This is a genomic window from Streptomyces sp. NPDC045778, assembly GCF_056431945.1.
The window spans coordinates 26350-43738 of record NZ_JBWKJZ010000052.1; the positions used below are offsets into that span (position 1 = coordinate 26350).

15 protein-coding genes and 3 pseudogenes are annotated in these 17389 nt (G+C 65.2%); 5 read left to right on the top strand and 13 right to left on the bottom strand.

The features are described from left to right. Positions 1-83: 83 nt before the first annotated feature. The 10 genes and pseudogenes from AC07GB_RS37705 to AC07GB_RS37750 form a co-directional block, all read right to left on the bottom strand. Positions 84-587, bottom strand: coding sequence for a hypothetical protein (locus AC07GB_RS37705; protein WP_478853711.1), 504 nt, complete (start codon positions 585-587; stop codon positions 84-86). A gap of 110 nt (positions 588-697) precedes the next feature. Then, a complete protein-coding gene (locus AC07GB_RS37710) occupies positions 698-2122 on the bottom strand; it encodes a recombinase family protein (RefSeq protein WP_478853713.1) in 1425 nt (474 codons plus the stop codon). Positions 2123-2280: 158 nt separating this feature from the next. After that, a pseudogene (locus AC07GB_RS37715) lies at positions 2281-3570 on the bottom strand (replication initiator); the annotation flags it as partial. A 136-nt stretch (positions 3571-3706) separates the two neighbouring features. Then, a complete protein-coding gene (locus AC07GB_RS37720) occupies positions 3707-3952 on the bottom strand; it encodes a SpdD protein (protein ID WP_478853714.1) in 246 nt (81 codons plus the stop codon). Between the two features lie 25 nt (positions 3953-3977). Continuing rightward, positions 3978-4173 (bottom strand): annotated as a pseudogene (locus AC07GB_RS37725) (hypothetical protein). Positions 4174-4188: 15 nt separating this feature from the next. Then, on the bottom strand, positions 4189-4380 hold the full coding sequence (locus AC07GB_RS37730; protein WP_046260711.1) for a mobile element transfer protein: 192 nt from the start codon (positions 4378-4380) through the stop codon (positions 4189-4191). 13 nt (positions 4381-4393) lie between these two features. Continuing rightward, positions 4394-5020: a DUF2637 domain-containing protein gene (locus AC07GB_RS37735; protein ID WP_478853716.1), complete on the bottom strand. Its 627-nt coding sequence runs from the start codon at positions 5018-5020 to the stop codon at positions 4394-4396. 84 nt (positions 5021-5104) lie between these two features. Then, a pseudogene (locus AC07GB_RS37740) lies at positions 5105-6483 on the bottom strand (FtsK/SpoIIIE domain-containing protein). Further along, positions 6483-6842: an SCO3933 family regulatory protein gene (locus AC07GB_RS37745; RefSeq protein WP_478853718.1), complete on the bottom strand. Its 360-nt coding sequence runs from the start codon at positions 6840-6842 to the stop codon at positions 6483-6485. The pseudogene AC07GB_RS37740 and the gene AC07GB_RS37745 overlap by 1 nt, the downstream one beginning before the upstream one ends. A 169-nt stretch (positions 6843-7011) precedes the next feature. Further along, positions 7012-7800, bottom strand: coding sequence for a GntR family transcriptional regulator (locus AC07GB_RS37750; protein WP_478853720.1), 789 nt, complete (start codon positions 7798-7800; stop codon positions 7012-7014). 107 nt (positions 7801-7907) lie between these two features. Here AC07GB_RS37750 and AC07GB_RS37755 point away from each other — a divergent pair, with 107 nt between their 5' ends. From AC07GB_RS37755 to AC07GB_RS37765, 3 genes are read left to right on the top strand one after another with little or no spacing between them, the layout of a single operon-like run. Next, positions 7908-8315 carry an NUDIX hydrolase gene (locus AC07GB_RS37755; RefSeq protein WP_478853733.1) on the top strand — a complete coding sequence of 136 codons (408 nt, stop codon included), beginning with the start codon at positions 7908-7910 and terminating at the stop codon, positions 8313-8315. Positions 8316-8361: 46 nt separating this feature from the next. Then, positions 8362-8790, top strand: a complete 429-nt coding sequence (locus AC07GB_RS37760; RefSeq protein WP_478853722.1) for an ATP-binding protein — start codon at positions 8362-8364, stop codon at positions 8788-8790. After that, positions 8784-9179 carry a hypothetical protein gene (locus tag AC07GB_RS37765; protein ID WP_478853724.1) on the top strand — a complete coding sequence of 132 codons (396 nt, stop codon included), beginning with the start codon at positions 8784-8786 and terminating at the stop codon, positions 9177-9179. The genes AC07GB_RS37760 and AC07GB_RS37765 overlap by 7 nt, the downstream gene beginning before the upstream one ends. Positions 9180-9557: 378 nt before the next feature. Here the strand turns inward: AC07GB_RS37765 and AC07GB_RS37770 are convergent, their stop codons facing one another. Beyond that, a complete protein-coding gene (locus AC07GB_RS37770) occupies positions 9558-13412 on the bottom strand; it encodes an NACHT domain-containing protein (RefSeq protein WP_478853726.1) in 3855 nt (1284 codons plus the stop codon). A 730-nt stretch (positions 13413-14142) separates the two neighbouring features. Here AC07GB_RS37770 and AC07GB_RS37775 point away from each other — a divergent pair. Next, positions 14143-14499 carry a hypothetical protein gene (locus AC07GB_RS37775; protein WP_478853727.1) on the top strand — a complete coding sequence of 119 codons (357 nt, stop codon included), beginning with the start codon at positions 14143-14145 and terminating at the stop codon, positions 14497-14499. 244 nt (positions 14500-14743) lie between these two features. After that, the gene (locus tag AC07GB_RS37780; RefSeq protein WP_478853729.1) at positions 14744-15226 is read left to right on the top strand and encodes a hypothetical protein; all 483 of its coding nucleotides are present in this window, start codon (positions 14744-14746) and stop codon (positions 15224-15226) included. 97 nt (positions 15227-15323) lie between these two features. Here AC07GB_RS37780 and AC07GB_RS37785 read toward each other — a convergent pair whose 3' ends face one another. Continuing rightward, entirely contained in the window at positions 15324-15833 is a 510-nt protein-coding gene (locus tag AC07GB_RS37785; RefSeq protein WP_478853731.1) for a phosphoribosyltransferase, read from the bottom strand. 8 nt (positions 15834-15841) lie between these two features. Further along, the gene (dcd, locus tag AC07GB_RS37790) at positions 15842-16417 is read right to left on the bottom strand and encodes a dCTP deaminase (protein WP_384846959.1); all 576 of its coding nucleotides are present in this window, start codon (positions 16415-16417) and stop codon (positions 15842-15844) included. Positions 16418-17389: the final 972 nt, after the last annotated feature.

Consider the following 17389-nt stretch of genomic DNA (forward strand, 5'->3'; position numbering starts at 1 on the left):
ACGCTCCAGGGATCGTTGACCTTATGAGGGACGTCACCGAAGGTGAGACACCGCAGGTCGGAGGCATGTGGCCGTGCCGATGATCACTGCCACAGGTCCTCTCCCTCAGACCCGCTGGGGTTGAGAGCCAAGAGATCTTCATGCAGGTCCGACAGGACGCGCCCCGTCGGGGCGCCATCCTCACCCAACTCCATGACGATCCAGCCGGCATCGATGCCCGACACGTTCACATCGCCGCCGGAGTCGAGCTCGCCGAGCGTCGCGAACACGGCTTCGTAGGCAACGGCTCGTGCCAGGCGGACGAGATCCTCTTTGTCCGCTCCAGCGGCAAGGAGTCGCTGAGCGGCAGGAAGCTGATCGAGCGCGCCTGGATCGGCCCAACCGTCGATCGGGCTACGCCACAGGCTCCGCAGCAGCACGAACCGCGCAAGATGCGGAAGGTCCTCGGTGATCTCCGACTTGGCCCAGCCCTCGGCATCATCCGCGCCGAGCGCCGCGAGCTGGCTACGGAGGGACTGTGCCGCTGCCCTCTGGTTCGCATCCAGACCGTTCAGCCAAGCCTGCCACTCGGATGGGGTTTCGCTCATCGCGACAGCATGCCTCACCACTGCCGAGGTCGTGCCCCGCGCGCGTGGCGCTCTGAACACGAAGAAGGCCCGGCACGAGAACGGGCCTTCCTACAATCAGTACGGCGACGTCAGCGCCAGACGGGCTCGATCAGGCTCGGATCGAACTTCCGGCGCCCCTTCCCACCGGGATGGATCAGCACGGCCGACAGGCTGTGCAAGATCAACGCCTGCTGACGCTCGATCGGGAGGGAGTGAAAGTCCTCCCCGATGTCCGCGTTCAGGGATTCGGCTTGCTGCCGTGCCTTGTTGAACCGACCGCGCTCCAGCTTCAACTCATCTCGACGCCTCTCAAGATCCGGCAGCAGCAGAAGCAGCGTCGACACGGTGATCTTCTGCGCCTTCGCAGCCTGCGTCAGCTCAGCAAGGTCGGCCTCGACGGAGGCCAGCTCAGCAGCCCGCGGCCACTGCTCAGCCGGGGCGGCTGTGCTGGCCGCAGCCCTCTCCCGCTGCTCGGCGAGGACCAGACTGATGATGAACTCGTCGACAGGTTCACCGACGCGCCCGACCTTGCCGCACCCGCCGTTGACCACCGAGCACTGGTAGGTGAACTTGGCTGCTTTGGAGCCGGGCTTCCACTGCCGGTTGGCCTGCCCACGGATCTTGGTGTGGCACAACCCGCACCGCGCGATGCCGGACAGCAGGTACTTCCGGGCGAGCATGCGCCCGGGGTCCTTCTGCTTGCGCTCGGCGACGACCGCACACACCGCTTCCCACTCCTCGACGGTGTCGATCGTCTCCCACTCGCCGATGACAGGCCGATTGGCGTCGTCGAGGAGGATCTCTCCTCGATAGGTGCGGTATCCGCACAGCCGGGGATTGGTCAGCATGTGCTCAAGGTGGTGGTGAGCAAGCCGCTTGGTCCCCGCTCGGGGATGGCCCAGCCCCCTCTTCTGCCAGTCGGTGCGGATGGTGCCGATCCGTACGCCAGCCAGCAACTGTTGCTGTGCTTCGCGGATGTGCGCAGCAGCCTCGGGATCGACCTTGATCCCACCCTTCAACCACCCGTACGGCGCCGGCCCACCGCTCGGCTTCCCAAGTCGCGCCAACTCAAGATGCTTGCGCTGAATCCTCCGCGAGGCATCGTGGGACGACTTGTTGGCGAACGCGACCATGACACGGGCCATGGTTCGACCATCAGCAGTCCCGAGATTCAGGTCGTTGGTCACGGTGGCGAAGAGGCGCCGCTTGGGCTCCTCGTATAGCTCGATCAGCCGCTCAAGGTCCTTCGGCTGTCGGGCCAGCCGATCGAGGTCGTACGCAACGACTCCATCGATCAGCCCGGCCGCCAGGTCACTCAGCATCAACTCGAACTCAGACCGACGAACGTTTCTCTTGAACGCGGACACGTCGTTGTCCTCGTACACCCTCGCGACGTCCCACCCCCGAAGGTCCGCCAGCCGCTCGCAGTCCTGACGCTGACGCGCGACACCGAGTCCGTCTCCTTCGTCGTCGCGGGAAATCCGCGTGTAGACGGCGACTTTGGATGCGCTCACTCCGCCCGCCCCTGAAGCACGTGGAGCCGACGCACCCACTCCTCATCCCGGACCGGAGCCCGGCGCAGATGCTTCGCTATCCATTCGTCCTTCGTCATCACGCGCTGACGAGACTTCGGCTCAGCCCTGCGTGTCATCGGGGTGACCTCCCATCGAGGGGTGGCAGCTCCGTCGTTCGCTCGGGTGTCGGCGGCCGATGCCGCAAGCCAGGCTTCGGTGGCGGACAGGCCCGTTCCGGCAAAGACCCAGTGGGCGAGGACGTACGTCGTGTCCGTCGCCGGCCGTCCAGCCATTGCTTGTGCTCGGCGTCATTCAGCACGGGCGTCACGGAGGGCGCCGAGGGTCGTGGAGTAGCGGCGGGACTTGGTGGAGAAGTGGCCGCGGAAGCCGAGCATGTGGGCCCAAGCGCGGAGGCGGAGGTGCTCCAGATCCTTACGGGCGCCGAGGGACCAGGCAGTTCGGACCAGGCGGCGCGCGTGGTCGCTGATGTCGAGCTGAGCCAGCTCGGCGGCGAACTTGAGCGGGCGGTCGAGAGCTCCCGTCGCTGTCTCGGCTCCCTTGGTCGCGTACTTGGCGATGTACGCGGCGACGGCTCGCTCGGTCAGCTCCTGGCCGTCGTTGAAGTCGGCGGATCGGATGGTGCGGACGTCGAGTTGCCGACCGAAGGTGAAGGTGTGAGCGCGGCCGTCGATGACCGGGCCGTCCACGCGGACCTTGGTCGCTGCGGCGTCGATGGCGTCGGTGAGCAGCTCGGCGGTGGCCCAAGCCGGGGGTGGGGTGTCTCCCCCGCCGGGGCCGTCGAGGCGTATGACCGCGTGGAAGTGGACGGCACCGCGCTTCTGGTACTCGGCGACCTTGGCGAAGGACACGCGGGCGTGGTCCCGGACCCTGCGCTGGGAGAGGCCCGCGCGCTTGGCGACCTCTCGGCGCAGGTACGTCGAGAGGCGGCGCCAGAGCTGTCCGGCGTGGGCGTTCCAGAGGACGGCCGCTTCGTAGTCGTAGGTGTCCGGGTTGAGCGGGGTGCCGAGTGTCTCGTCGTCCTGGTCGTGGTGGACGCCGCAGCGGCAGGGGCGTCCGTCGGTACGGCGGTTGTGGACCGGGCCGAAGCCGGGAGCGGTGAAGGTGGCGAACACGCGCGGGTGGGCGCCGACTTGTCCCGCGATGCCCTTGCCTCCGCGCAGTCCGGCGGTGATCAGTTGGAAGGTGTCTCGGCGGTAGACCTCGGCGCAGGCCGGGCAGCGGGTCGTACGGCGGTTGTTGCAGCGGACGAGGAGTTGGCCGGCCGGGAGGCTGGGCGAGTCGAGATGGTGGACGAGGGCGCCGATCTCGCCGGTCGTGGTGTCGACGTCGTACTCGGTGCGGTGGCCGTCGAGGCGGATCGGGTGGGTGCAGCCGCCGAGGGTGGAGAGCTGGCGGAGAATTCCCGGGAGCGTGCCTTGCGAGGCCAGGTTCGCGAGTTCCGGGAGTGGGGCCGGAGTGGTGCGGGTGAAGATGGCGTTTCTCCTTCTGGCTGGCTAGGTCGGGAGGAAGAGGCCCCGGGGCGGCGTGATGCTTAGTCGAGCGCCCCGGAGGTCAGGTGAGGGCTCAGCGCCGGTGCTGCTCACGGAGCAGGGAGCGCAGGACCACGGCGGCCACGGCAACGGAGATGGCCGTAATAGCGACAGCGGCCAGGAGCGCGGTGAGGACGACTCCGCCGACGACCAGGGCGACGACGGTCTTCTGATCGATGGAGACCGACGGGAGCGAGCGCCGTACGGGCATCGGGTCGGTCGGGGCGTGGGTGTGCGCGGGCGGCGGGGTCGGGTTGTCGGGGTACTTGGGCAGGAACACGGCGGAACTCTCCTCATCTACTCGTCTAGGCATGTGAGCCGTTTATGACGTCCACGCCGGTACGCGTGCCGGACTCGATGGGGGGGGCGAAGAAGGTCTGCGAGAGCCAGAAGCCGAAGAGGTGCGATCAGTACGACGACCCAGGTACGGACGCCGAGGAACTTGACCGCTCCCCAGGCGAAGAAGCCGAGGACGAAGACGAGCGGCAGGCTGACGGTCACGGGTGCGAGGTCCTCTCAGCGGACGGGGCAGCGGTGGGTGTTGGCGGCCAGTTCGGCGGCGGCGCGGCTGTCGTAGTCGGTGGAGAAGCCGCAGCGCGGGGCAGTGCAGGCGGCGGTGTGTTTCTCGCGGCCGCGTTGGTCGTACGAGGTGGCGACCTGGACGGGGCCGATGCGGGTGACGTTGCGGAAGCGGCGGTTGGCGGGCACGTGGCCTCTCCTTTCAGAGCTGGGCTGCGATGGCTTCGGCCATGGGCGCGGGTACGCCGAGGCGTGCGCGGAGGGTTGGGGTGTCGATCGGGATGCCGGTGCGGGTGTGGTGTTCGGTGGCGACCTTGCGGGCGTGGTCGACCAGGGCGGCCGGGACGGGTACGGCGGGGCGCTCGGGCGGGGCTTCGATGGCTGGTTGGGCGGGTGGCTCGGGGGTGGGTTCGGGCGCGTCCTCCTGGTCCTCGATGACCTCGGTATCGGTGGCCGGTTTCGTCGTCGTGGTGGAGTGGGCGAGGAGCGTTCCGCCGAGGAAGGCGACCGCGGGCCAGCCCGCGACGAGAATGCGCAGCCAGGCCGGCACCTGGTCCAGGTCGAGAAGTCCGGCGGTGGCGACGTTCGCGCCGAGGGAGGCGGCGAGTGCGATGACGAACCAGCACCACCCGGACGCTTTCGCCTCACCGGACCGGAGTCGACGCCATGCGGCGACGAGCAGCAGGTCGACGGAGACGGGGTAGGCCCACGCTTTCCATCCGTCCTGTCCGGCCGCCGAGGCGATGTCGTGGATGTGGGCGAAGGACAGCGCGGCGGCGATCAGCTCCTGGACGAGCACCGCGTCGACGCGGGCCAGTTGGGCACGCATGAGCGGCTCCTTCCGGGTTCAGGCATGGGAGGGGTAGGGACGTGGCGTGAGGCGGTCACGCCGACCGGAGCTGGGGAGGGGAGGTCAGTCGGTGATCGGGCGCGGGTGGACCTGCGGCGCCGGAGATTCGACCGGTCGTACGGGCACGTGGGGCCGGAAGGGCTTGAGCGCGGGCAGTTCAGGGACCAGATGCGCGGAGTCGCGGCAGGTCTCGGCGGCATCGCCGAGGGAGAGATACGGCGTACGGATGCGGGACCAGCCGCCGGAGGTGTCACCGGCGACGGCCAGGCCGGGGCGTTCGGGAGCGATGGCGCAGGCGGCCATGACCGCTTCCGGGGAGCGATGTCGCCGAGGGCCATCTTGGCTGAGGCTTCGTCGTTGACGCGGTGGCAGACGCGGCCGGTCAGTTGGGCGCGGAGCATGGTCGCGCCCTTGCCGAGTTCGGCGCCGAAGCGCTGCCCGCAGACCTCCAGGTAGATGCCGGCGGCGCGGCCGAGCTGGGCGAGGCAGATGAGTTGGGTGACCATCTCGTCGCGCCGTTCCTCGTCCTTCCGAGTGGCAATGAGGAAGAGTTCGGTGACCTCGTCGACGAACAGCACGATGGGGGTGGGTCGTTCGTGCTCGGGCAGGCCCCAGATGTCGGAGGTGATCTCCTCATCGGGGGTGCCGGGGGCGATGCCCTGCCGGGCCTTGATCAGGTCGTAGCGGTCCTCCATTTCCTTGACGAGCACGGGAAGCAGCTCGGCAGCCTGTTCAGGATCGGTGGCGAAGGCCGAGAGCCGGGACGCGAAGGGCGCCAGTTCCACGCCCCGCTTGCAGTCGATGCCGACCAGGGCGACCGGTTGCGGGGCGAGTCCGGTGATCAGGTGGCGCAGGTACATGGACTTGCCGGACAAGGTTGCGCCGAGGGTGAGTTGGTGCGGCATGGTGCGGTAGTCGCGCACGAAGGCGGTGGCGTCCTCGCGCAGGGCGACTGGGATACGCAGGTACCCCGAGTCGACCTTGCGCGGCATCCGCACCTGCCGCAGGACGTCGAAGCCGACGAGCCGCAGTTCGACGACACCGGGCTTGACGGTGGTGACGTAGACGGCGTGAACGCCCCAAGCGTGCCGCAGCCGTTCGGCGGAAGCGGCGACGTCGGCGGATTCCTGGCCCGGGGCAAGCCGGAGCCGTATGCGCAGGCCAGTCGTGGTGGGTCGGATGATGCCCCGGCGGGGCGGGACGGGCCGTATCTCTCGGTTCGTGGTGGCCTTGACCGCGAGGACCCGCAGCCGGGACGGCGCGACGGCCAGGCCGCATGCCTCCATGACAGAGGCGTACGAGCCGAGCAGCCGGGCGGTGGAGACCGGCAGACCGACGGTGGACCAGTAGACGGCCGGGTGCTTGGCCCGGGCGTAGGCAGCCCCGCCGCCGAGCGCGGCGACAGGACCACCTACCTCCAGGAGCGTCGCTATGTCGGTCATCAGGCGGCGGCCCCAGTAGCGGCAGCCGGGAAGGCGGCCGGTGTGATGGCGGCGGCGCGGTAGGCGATGCCGTGGCGCTGCTGGCCGTTGAAGACGCTCTCCCACGGCCGGGCGATGAGCCCCGGCAGCGAGACGGGAGAGCCGAGGGCCAGCCCGTCCGAGATGCCGCCCTCCGGGATGGTGACCTTGATCAGCGAGGACTCGCCCTCCTCGATGTAGACGACGCCGACGGTCATCAGCGGCTCACCGCTGACGGCGTCGGTGGCCCGCTCGCCGGTCTGACGGTCGCGGACCTTCGGCTCGGGGGCCTCGGTCAGCAGGATCGTCGCGGCGGCGGTCTCAACACGGATGGTACGCAAGGAAGTTGCCCTATCTACTCGTCTATACATGATTCGTCCTGCGAACCCGATCTCCCGGGCTCGCACGGACCACTCTGCCACTCAACTTGCCCACTCGTCTATACGAGTATGCCTTTTGAGGTGTACGAGTCCGAGAACCGTCCCCACGCACCACCGCAAACCATGACGATCAGGTCGCCGGAAGCTGGTACGACAGCACGTATGCGTCAGCCGCCATCACGGTGTCGCAGACCTCCACGGCTCGCCCCTCGGTGTCGAAGGCGGTCCGGACGAGGTGAATAACGGGCACGCCGGAGGCCAGACGGAGCGTCTTCACTTCGGCCGGCGAGGGCATCCGCGCGCGGATCTCCTCCTCGAAGTGGTCCAGGCGGTGGCCGAGCTCTTCGAGGCGGGCGTAGATGCCGCCGGGGCCCGGGTTCGGCTCGGCGATCTGAGTCCCGCGGGCGATGTCGAGGGGAAGGTAGGAGGTGGCGAACTCGACCGGCCGACCGTCGAGGAGATACCGGCGCCGCCGGGCGAGCACCCGCCGTACAGAACCGAGCCGGGTGGAGATGTCCTGGCTGGCCTTCTCTTCCTTCACTTCAAGGCTGTCGACCTGGGGGTGACTGCCGACCGCGTCAGCTTCCACGATGAAGGCCGACTTGCCCTGCTCGCGATGCCGCCGCGCGAACCGGTCGGAGGCGAGACGCCGCACGGGCGGCCGGGGCCGCACGAAGACGCCCTTGCCATGCTCGGCGTGCACGAGCCCTTCCCCCTGGAGGATGGAGAAGGAGTTTCGGACCGTCATACGGGATACCCCGTAATGCTCGACAAGCTCTGCCTCCGAGGGCAACTTCTCGCCTTCCCGGAATCGCCCACGGTCGATGGCCTCACGCAGTTGGTCGGCGATCTGCCGGAAGACCGCACGATCACTCGTGGGGTCGAGATCACCGAGAAGGCCCGAAGAAAGAGGGCTCACGTGTACTCCTTTAGGTATCTAGACGAGTGGGCGAGTCTTGTTGCTACGGTGGAGAGCCTAGCCAGCCGAGAGGGCCGAGGAACGTGAGCATGGACCGTCCGCACTCCGTGAGCGTCGCCGGTGTGGTCGTCGACGCCCAGGGCCGGGCCCTCCTGATCCAGCGCCGCGACAACGGCAAGTGGGAACCCCCAGGCGGCGTCCTCGAACGCGAGGAGACCGTCCCCGAGGCCCTGCAACGCGAAGTCCTCGAAGAGACCGGCATCAAGATCGCACTTCCCGCGACCCTGACCGGCGTCTACAAGAACATGACGGGCCTGATCGTCTCCCTGGTCTTCCGCTGCCAGGCCGCCGACGGCACGCCCACCACCGGCGACGAAACCCGCGCACTGCGCTGGGCCACCCGCGAAGAAGTCTCCGACCTTGCCGACGAGGCGTACGCCATTCGCGTCCTGGACGCACTCGACGCGACGTCCCCGCCGGCCATCCGCGCCCATGACGGCGTGAAACTCGTCTAGCCCGAACCCGCTGCACATGGCGGCCTACCAGCACGAAGGAACTTGTATGCACGAGTATACGAGTACAGCCCGGGTCTGGGGGCTCACTTGCCCAGGTTTCCCGGAAGAGGTGAGCCGGGCCCGCCGCTGGACCCGCGACATCCTGCGCGGATCGCCACTGGCGGAGGACGCCGAGCTGATCGTGAGCGAGCTGAGCGCGAACGCAATCCTGCACACGGCCAGCGGCCAGGACTCCGGCAGCTTCCATCTGGCAGTGGCGGTGTCGGCGCAGGTGGTCGCGGTGTCGGTCACGGATGGCGGCGGCACCGGGATGGCCCCGAAGTTCGAGCACCAGGACCAGGAGGCCGAGCACGGCCGAGGCCTGGGCATGGTCACCACAATCGCCCATCGGGTCATGGTCCACGACAGCGACGGCGGCCACACGGTCACCGCGGAACTCTTCACCGACGTACGTACGGGAGGCCACCCATGCTGACGGACCAGCCTTTGCCCGGCTTCTGGTGTGAGTGCTGGACCGAAGACCTCACCGAGGAGGCAGAACAGCCAACCCTCCGAGCGTCGTTCGACGCGTACTCAGCACCCGAGGCCGACAGGTGGGTCGCGAGCACACTCCGCACGATCACACCGGCGCTGGACCCGGACGCCTCCGACGAGGCATGGCACTGGCTGTACTTCGGTCGCATCAGGACCAGGCGAGCACTCCTACTGCTCGACCCCTGCTCGGTCTCGGTGACTCACGCCGCCACACGCATCACCTGGACGATCCGGCCCGTGCTCTTCCTACCGCTCGCACACCGCCGGGGCATCGAACTCCCAGCCTGCGCATACGACTTCAAGCCTCACACGCTCCACGCCACCGACTGAGTTACAACTTTCTCTACTGGTTCAAGGCGGCTCGCTCCGCTCCCCGCGCGCGGCCCGGCCCCCGGCCGGGCCTGCGCTCCTGTCTCCGCCCCGCTCCAGCCCGGCCGGCGCCCGTGCCGCGCTCAAAGCATGCAGCCGCCTGGCGTTAGAGAGGGGGTACGTCGTGGCTGGGGCGGTCGGCTCCGCGGCTTTACGGAGCCACTTTGGCGCGAGCCTCGAAGATCATGGCCCCAACGTCGTGCTTTACCGGGCAGGTCCACGGACTGCCCGACGCGCCGGAAGCTTACGGGGCCATGATCACTCGCGCCAAAGCAGCGCCACCCCAAAGCCGCTCCGCCGACCTCACGCACAACCTCCAAGGATCTTTCCGCGCTAACCCTATCGAGCCCGCATAGCAGCGAAATCAATCTTTATTGGAACGCTCGTCTCGTCAGCTACGAGACGTTCTATTGCCACTTCCCATACGTCGTGGTCGAGCTCGGGCAATGCATCGAGAAAACTGAACATGAGCCTCTGCTGAACGACATCATGTTGGAGATAGATCTGCATCGCAATATATTCAGGATCGATTAGTCCAGTCCTCACCGCCGCCGCCAGAACTTCAATCCTGGCGGAATAATCTTCCTCATCCCTGCATGGCCCATAGGAGCTGACAATGAGACAGACGGCCCCCCTGTGGCGAATGTCAATCGAATCATCATTTGCAATTCTTTTCCATTCGCGAGAAATTACATTGCGGAGCCTCTTGGGAATCGAGCCTACATCTGCAACACAGAGTGCAAGTCCGAGTTCAATTTGAGAAAAGTTCTTCGCCCACTCTTGATAGACAACAGGAGGGACGTGCGGCATCCAGGCAGAACCGGGATTCTCCCGCAACACCTCATTAAGCCAGGCTCCGATCCCAGCTGGAAGCTTCCGCGCGCGTGCAAGCCAAGTGAGGTCTACATGCCCTCGACCTTCCATGGCGATCTGGGAAAGTCTTTTTAGGCTCTCAATCTCCGCCATTCCAAGCTGACCTCTATCGAATACACGCGCGTTGCTAACTGTGAGCTGAGCGATGTATCCCCTTGCATAGATAGGAGAAGTGGAAAGCAGCTGAACGATTTGAGCTAGGTGGCTATCGGTGTATCCTTTACGCCGACTGTCGACAGGCGGGTCGAAGCTACGCGCCATGCCTGCTGCCAGTGGAATAAACGGAAGTCGATCGGAAACACTCGCAGCAAAGCTCTGCGCTAGGCGATCGATTGAGATCGGCTCTTGCCAAGCAGCCTCAATGCGCCGCCAAACGTCGACTTCTCCCACCTGGGAGCGGTCCCCAAGCGTGTCTTTGGATGTCACCCCGTACATCACATCTTGGAGTGCAGCAACAATCGGCCAGGGAATGAACGAGGCACCCCAGGGAATATCAAATCCAACTGCATCGATCGAAAGAGCCGCCTCTTTGAGCGACGAGGCCGACGGCTCGTCGCAAAACCGTTTCACAGCGTGCGTCCAATGGCCAGCAGGAACTCCCGCCAGATTAATACTGCGCCAAATCGAATGATCTTCAAAACCTGAGATATTGCAAGTGATCCGGCTGTCGCCGACTACGAGCGAAGGTGAAATATCGCCCTGATTAACAGGATGATCATAGACGGCGATGAAGTTAGTGATCCAATCCGGTCCTGTAACGATCTGCAAAGGCCGAGAATATGGACGCCTCCACCGAGCAGAAAGGATCGCTGGCAGATTCCGGAGCGGCACGTCCAGAAGGCGTTCACCTGCAACATTCAGCAGCTCTGACGAAGAGACTTCAAATGCAAGGCGTAGAACTCTTCCTTGCGCTGTCTCATCCATGGTCGCATAAACCGTGTCGAGGGTTTCCTTAGCCCAGGCATCGCCCCTAGCGCTTAGAGTGGCTAGAAAGACAAGAAGGGTATCGGTAGGCCGCTTCCCTTCAATAAGCCAATTTTCTACGTTTCCTTTTGCCGTTTGGAGGCCGCTATCGGACAGAGCTGGTACAAGTCGCTCGACGTCGTTGATCGATGGCAAGCTGAAAAGCTTCGACGCTTGGTCAACCAGTACAGCCTCATGTTTGGGCGCCTTTACCATTCCATCAGCCAGAATATCCAACGCGAGGCGCGAGCCCAGCGCCAGACGGCGGGTGGGGGCCTGAGGGCTTTTTGTGTGGATATTCAATTCGGCCACAACAGCACTCACCGAGTCCCGTAGATGGCGCCTCTCCGCAAAGATCTTACCCACCGCAAACAGAACGACGTTTCGCCAGTGGGAGCTAGCGCTAATCAAGCTAAGGCGATCCCGAACTTCCTCATCGCTTGCCGACATCAAGGCATCTGCAGCCCAGAACTCCTGCAAAGATCGGATCTCGAAGCCAACTTCGCCTGCGCGAGACGGCACTAGAAAAACGAGGCGATCTGTGGCCGCAAGACTGATGGCCTTGGTTAGCGAATCCAGCGATTCTCCCGTGTGCCCCTCCCCTTCAAGACGCTCTTGGATTATGGTACTGAATTCCTCAAGCCCTATCCTGGATTCCGTGTCTCCCGAGCGTTCACTTCGCGTTTGAAGCAGAAGGCCTACGTCAGCATGAATGGTGTCAATATCTGCCCTATGATCCCGCAGAAGGTTAGTCGACGCCCCCTCCTTCTCAAGCTCGCGTTCATAGATCACCCTGTAGTAGTCCTTAAAGAGCGTATAGCGATCTTTCGGCGCCTTTCCCATTCGATCAAGCAAAACTGCCATGATCGTGACCTGAAGAGGTGACGCCATGAGGCGTGCAGTTGACACCTCATCCGCTGCTTGGTTCAACCTATGCATAAGCCTCGCCGTGCGCTCAGAATCAGCACCATGGCGGGCAGTGGCCAACTTGCCGGCATAGTGAAGCGCCCGCTCTTTCCCGAGAGGCTTGAGCTCTAGGTGCAAGAAATTAGAGGGGGAAAATTCTTCCGTGTATCCTTGCGGCCGCGTGGTGGCGATGAGCATTACATCCGCAGAGACTTCATCAACGTCCATGAGGAATTCATTGACTGCCGACAATACCTGATCTCGGTTACTTGAAGCTGGAACCTCATCGAGGCCGTCCAAAAGAAGAAGCCACGGAAATGTTGCGAGCCATTCGCGAAGGTCTTGCGGGGTGATATTGACGTCGGAGGAATCCGAAGCTCGTGCGGCAATGAATTGCAGGAGAGACTTTGAGCGGCCGTGTGCCAAGTCGTCTGCCAGCTGAGTCAGTGGAACTTTTACAGGCCACCGGTGAGAGTTTGGGTTCAGGCTCTCGCGCGCCGCCTGCTCAGTGATGAGCTTTACTGCCTGCGCGACTTCTGTTGTGCGCCCAACGGAGGTTCCCTCGATGAGACGGGCACGGTAAATTTGGCAAAGGAACTGACTTACAGTGCTCTTTCCTTGCCCAGGTCCGCCTACGAGTACGTAGCGCCCGTACCTTCCTTTTCTGCGGTCGTCCGTACGCAGGGATCCCATGCTGTCACAAGAATTAATAATGCTACGCAGCACATGACCTTGCGAACCTGAATTACTTGCTCCTGGAGGACCCATAGGTAGGTCGATGAAGACATCTGCAAGTGGAATTTGCAAGTCGTCCGCAGAGCCAGCTTGGTCCAAATTAACGTGAAGATCCCGTACTAGCTCTTTGGCCAGATACCGTTGAAGCCCTTTACCGACTTCCCTTTTTCGTGCGGAAAATTGAGAGTACAAGTCTGCCAACACGTCACCCGGGAGGATCCATGCAGCATAACTTGTCCTGATATTGGCATGGACCTCCAGTAGGCGGTTTACGGTCTCTCCGTGCCAAACATACCACTTCCTAATTCCCAATGCCTCGCACTGCGTCTTGAGTTCTCTGTTTACTCGATCGAGGCCACCAGTGTTGGGTACTCCTGAAAGTGTGACGTTTGTTGTGAAAATAAGGCAGTCCGGCTTCCTGGATCGCTTGGTGGAAGTCTTCCAATCCTTGAGCTCACCGCGAATCTGGCTGATTAGCCAGGTCGCATCTTTCCTTGGGGTGGTCAGATTTTCGCAGTACTTAGCTTGGAGTACTCCGTATCCATCAATGGTCGGCCCGTCCTTACCCAAGGTGACCGGCCCCTCGAAAGTTGCCTCCCGCCCGCCATCTGGACCGGCTCCGAAGATAGTCAGGCCAGAACCGATTTCGGCGAGAGCCAGGGATTGAGTCAAATTCTCGAACTCGCGCGGCCCTAGCTTGGAGAGATCAAATTTCATAGCCGCAGTATGGCGGAAGTTGAAGGTCCTCGCTGAGTCTTTGGCGAGAAGATCGGCCTGCAGTGCCTCGGTTGCATCGCGCAACGCCTGGGGTCTGAGCTTCAGAACGCCTGGGGTCTGAGCTTCAGCCGGACGTCTGCCTGTGGGAGCATTGGGCTCCGCTTGAGACCGGAGGGCTTCCCGTCTCACTTTCCGTCTCATTCACCGGCGTTCACGGCAGTTCAGGCGAGGCCACGAGCCATGTGAGACACGGAGCTGGGGCGTCTACGAACGCAGGTGAACGCCCCTGAACCCAGGCCAAGACCCCACCAGCACAGTTGGAAAGCGTGCACACCAACGGAAGTCTGGGAGGGGGGTGGTGTCGAAGCTTCACGAAGTCCCGGACCGACATGGCTCGGGGACGTCTTCTGAGCCCCCCCCTTGGCCGCGCTCTCGCGTACGGCGACAGCAGACCGACCCCACGCTCAGTAGCGTACGGGCGAGCGCTGACAACGCCGCCGCACCACAGGCGCACCAGATCGAGCGGGAAATAGCGGGGACCCACGGTGAAAGCCGCTAGGGCCATCAGGCCACCTAGCAGCCGTCAGTCGAGGTCAGCACCCCAACCGCCCCTAATTGCTCGCAGCTTCCCAAGCTGATGGCACCCTCGGCCGAGAGACCGTCCCGGTGCCTACCCTGCCCGTTCCGCCAGCAAGGCCGGCCTGTCAGTGCGGTGTGAGAGCCTCCGGGCATGAGCTACGACTTGGCTGTGTGGGAGGGCGAGCGCCCGGCGGACGACAGGGCGGCCGGGCGAGCGTTCACAGACCTCTATGACCGCTACGTCGACACGGATGTGGAGCATCCGCCGACCGAGCGCATAGCGGCTTACGTCGCCGCGCTCCTGGCACGGTGGTGTGACCTGACCGAGGACGTGGAGAACACCTCTCCCTGGTCGACGGGGCCGTTGATCGAAGAGGCGTGCGGCCCGCTTGTCTACTTCCCGATGCGGTGGAGCATGGCTGAGGAGGCTTCCACCTACGCGGCCGCTCTCGCGGACTCAATGGGGCTGGTCTGCTTCGACCCTCAACAGAACCGGCTCAGGTCCTGAAGCTGAGCGGCGCTTCCGTCTCATTCAGCCCCGTTCGTTGCCGTTCAAGAGAGACCCGAAGCCATCCCCGCGCCGACGATCAGCCGCCCATGAACGCAGGTGAACGCCCCTGCACACGAACCATCGCGCCATCAACACAGTTGGAAAGCACACACTGCGCCCTAGCTCCGAGGGCATACCCGGAGCGGCGAGGAGCACAGCGGTAGCATCCCGCATGCCCATCCCATGGAGATCCAGCGCCCAGGTGTTCGCGCAGATCTTGAGACAGCACGGAATCGAGCCCGATGCCGCGCGCGACGTCGATGCCGTCTGGGAGGCTTTCGGCGAGTTCTGCCAGGTCGAGGTCGACGGGATCGAGCGGGCTGAGGACGACGGTGACGGCTTCATCGCCGAATGGGGCCAGTGGGACTGGAACTACGACCAGCCCTCGCTGTGCTTCGGACGGCAGCTAGCGATCACAGGGGCCGACGGGCGGGACGATCCTGACTGGCAGCAGCCTGAGTACTGGAAAGTGGAGCTAGAGCTCATCTTCGCCGAGGACCCGGCATGGGCCGATCTCGACCGGCTCGGGCATCAGGACACCGGATACGCCTTCGCCGAGATCGGTGCTCCCAGGGCCGCCGCGCTCTTGGAGGTGCGCCGGTTCGTCGAGTCCTATCCATCGTTGGCAGCCATGTGGCGAGCCGCGCCCACACACAGCGTGCTGTCTCTTGAACGAGTGGGGTAGCAGTTGCGCGCCGCGGACCAGTTACAGCGAAGCCCTCGGCGATCAGCCGAGGGCTCCCTGACTTGCCGGTGCCACCGCAGCCTGCAGTAGCCGCAGTTCAGACCGCTTCCCTGTTCTCCCTCGGCGCCTCGCCAGACCTATGTACCGGAGGCAACACACTCCACGGGAAGTTGATCCATTCATCGGTACGCTTCCACACGTACTCGCACTTCACGAGCGAGTGCGACTTCTCATAGATCACCGCGGACCGCACCTCGGCGACGTGGTCGAGGCAGAAGTCGTGCACCAGCTTCAACGTCTTGCCGGTGTCGGCGACGTCGTCGGCGATGAGCACCTTCTTGTCCGTGAAGTCGATGGCGTTCGGGACAGGCGCCAGCATCACGGGCATCTCGAGCGTCGTACCCACGCCCGTGTAGAACTCCACATTCACCAGGTGGATGTTCTTGCAGTCGAGGGCGTACGCGAGGCCACCGGCCACGAAGACACCGCCGCGGGCGATGCTCAGGACGACGTCGGGCTCGTACCCGTCGTCGGCGATGGTCTGGGCCAGCTCGCGGATCGCGCCGCCGAACTTGTCGTACGTAAGGTTCTCGCGCACGTCGTTCATGGGGGATGTCACACCTGGGTCCGATGGAAGTTGAGGAAGGAACGGGAGGCGGTCGGCCCGCGCTGCCCCTGGTAGCGCGACCCGTACCGCTCGGACCCGTAAGGGGCCTCGGCGGGCGAGGTCAGCCGGAACATGCACAGCTGCCCGATCTTCATCCCCGGCCAGAGCTTGATCGGCAGCGTGGCGAGGTTCGACAGCTCCAGCGTCACGTGCCCCGAGAACCCGGGGTCGATGAACCCGGCCGTCGAGTGCGTGACCAGACCGAGCCGCCCGAGGCTGGACTTCCCCTCCAGCCTGCTCGCGAGGTCGTCCGGCAACGTGATGACCTCGTACGTCGACGCGAGCACGAACTCCCCGGGGTGCAGGATGAACGGCTCGTCCCCCTCCGGCTCGACGAGCCGGGTCAGATCCGCCTGCTCGACGGACGGATCGATGTGCGGGTACCGGTGGTTCTCGAACACCCGGAAGTACCGGTCGAGGCGCACGTCGATGCTCGACGGCTGCACCATGGATTCGTCATAGGGATCGATCCGTACCCGCCCGGCGTCGATCTCGGCCCGGATGTCCTTGTCTGAGAGAAGCACGGGTTGAGGATACGCAGGGTGGGGGGGTTGGTCGTAATTTGTGGGCCGGGGCTGCGCTTGGCGCGGGGGCCGCGCTTGGCGCGGGGGCCGCGCTTGGGGCCGGGGCCGCGCTTGAGGCCGGGGCCGCGCTTGACGCCGGGGGCCGGCATGGAGCCCCGGGGCCGCGCTTGGGGCCGGGGGCCGCTGGGGCTGCGGTGTGCTGTCGCAGGGGCTGGGGAGTGCCGCCGGGGCCGGGGGCCGCCTTTAGCGCCGGGGCCGCGCTTGGGGCCGGGGGGCGCTGGGGCTGCCGTGTGCTGTCGCAGGGCTGGGGAGTGCCGCCGGGGCCGGGGGCCGCATTTAGCGCCGGGGCCGCGCTTGGGGCCGGGGGGCGCTGGGGCTGCCGTGTGCTGTCGCAGGGCTGGGGAGTACCGCCGGGGTCGGAGGGCGCTGGGGGCGGTGGACACCGGCCGGGGCGGTGGCTTCGCCGAGGGCTTAGGGGTGGCGCCGAAGAGGGCAGGCGCCGAACGGGATGGCGCCTGACGCCGGGGCTGATCGGGCGGCGCCGGAATCGGGGATGCCGCCTAGGCCCGTGGCTCTCGCTGGGCCCTCGGGCGCCGCCAGGGTTGGCTGACACCATCCATCGCCCGGGCTCAGGGGCACCGCCGGGGTCGAGGTGACGCTGCTCGCGCCCGTCGCTATCACTGGAGCTTCGCGCGCCGCCGAGGTTGGCCGACACCATCCGGGCCGGTGGCCATCGCCCGGGCTCAGGGGCACCGCCGGGGTCGAGGTGACGCTGCTCGCGCCCGTCGCTATCACTGGAGCTTCGCGCGCCGCCAACGTTGGCCGACACCATCCGGGCCGGTGGCCATCGCCCGGGCTCAGGGGCACCGCCGGGGCCGAGGTGACGCTGCTCGCGCCCGTCGCTATCACTGGAGCTTCGCGCGCCGCCAACGTTGGCCGACACCATCCGGGCCGGTGGCCATCGCCCGGGCT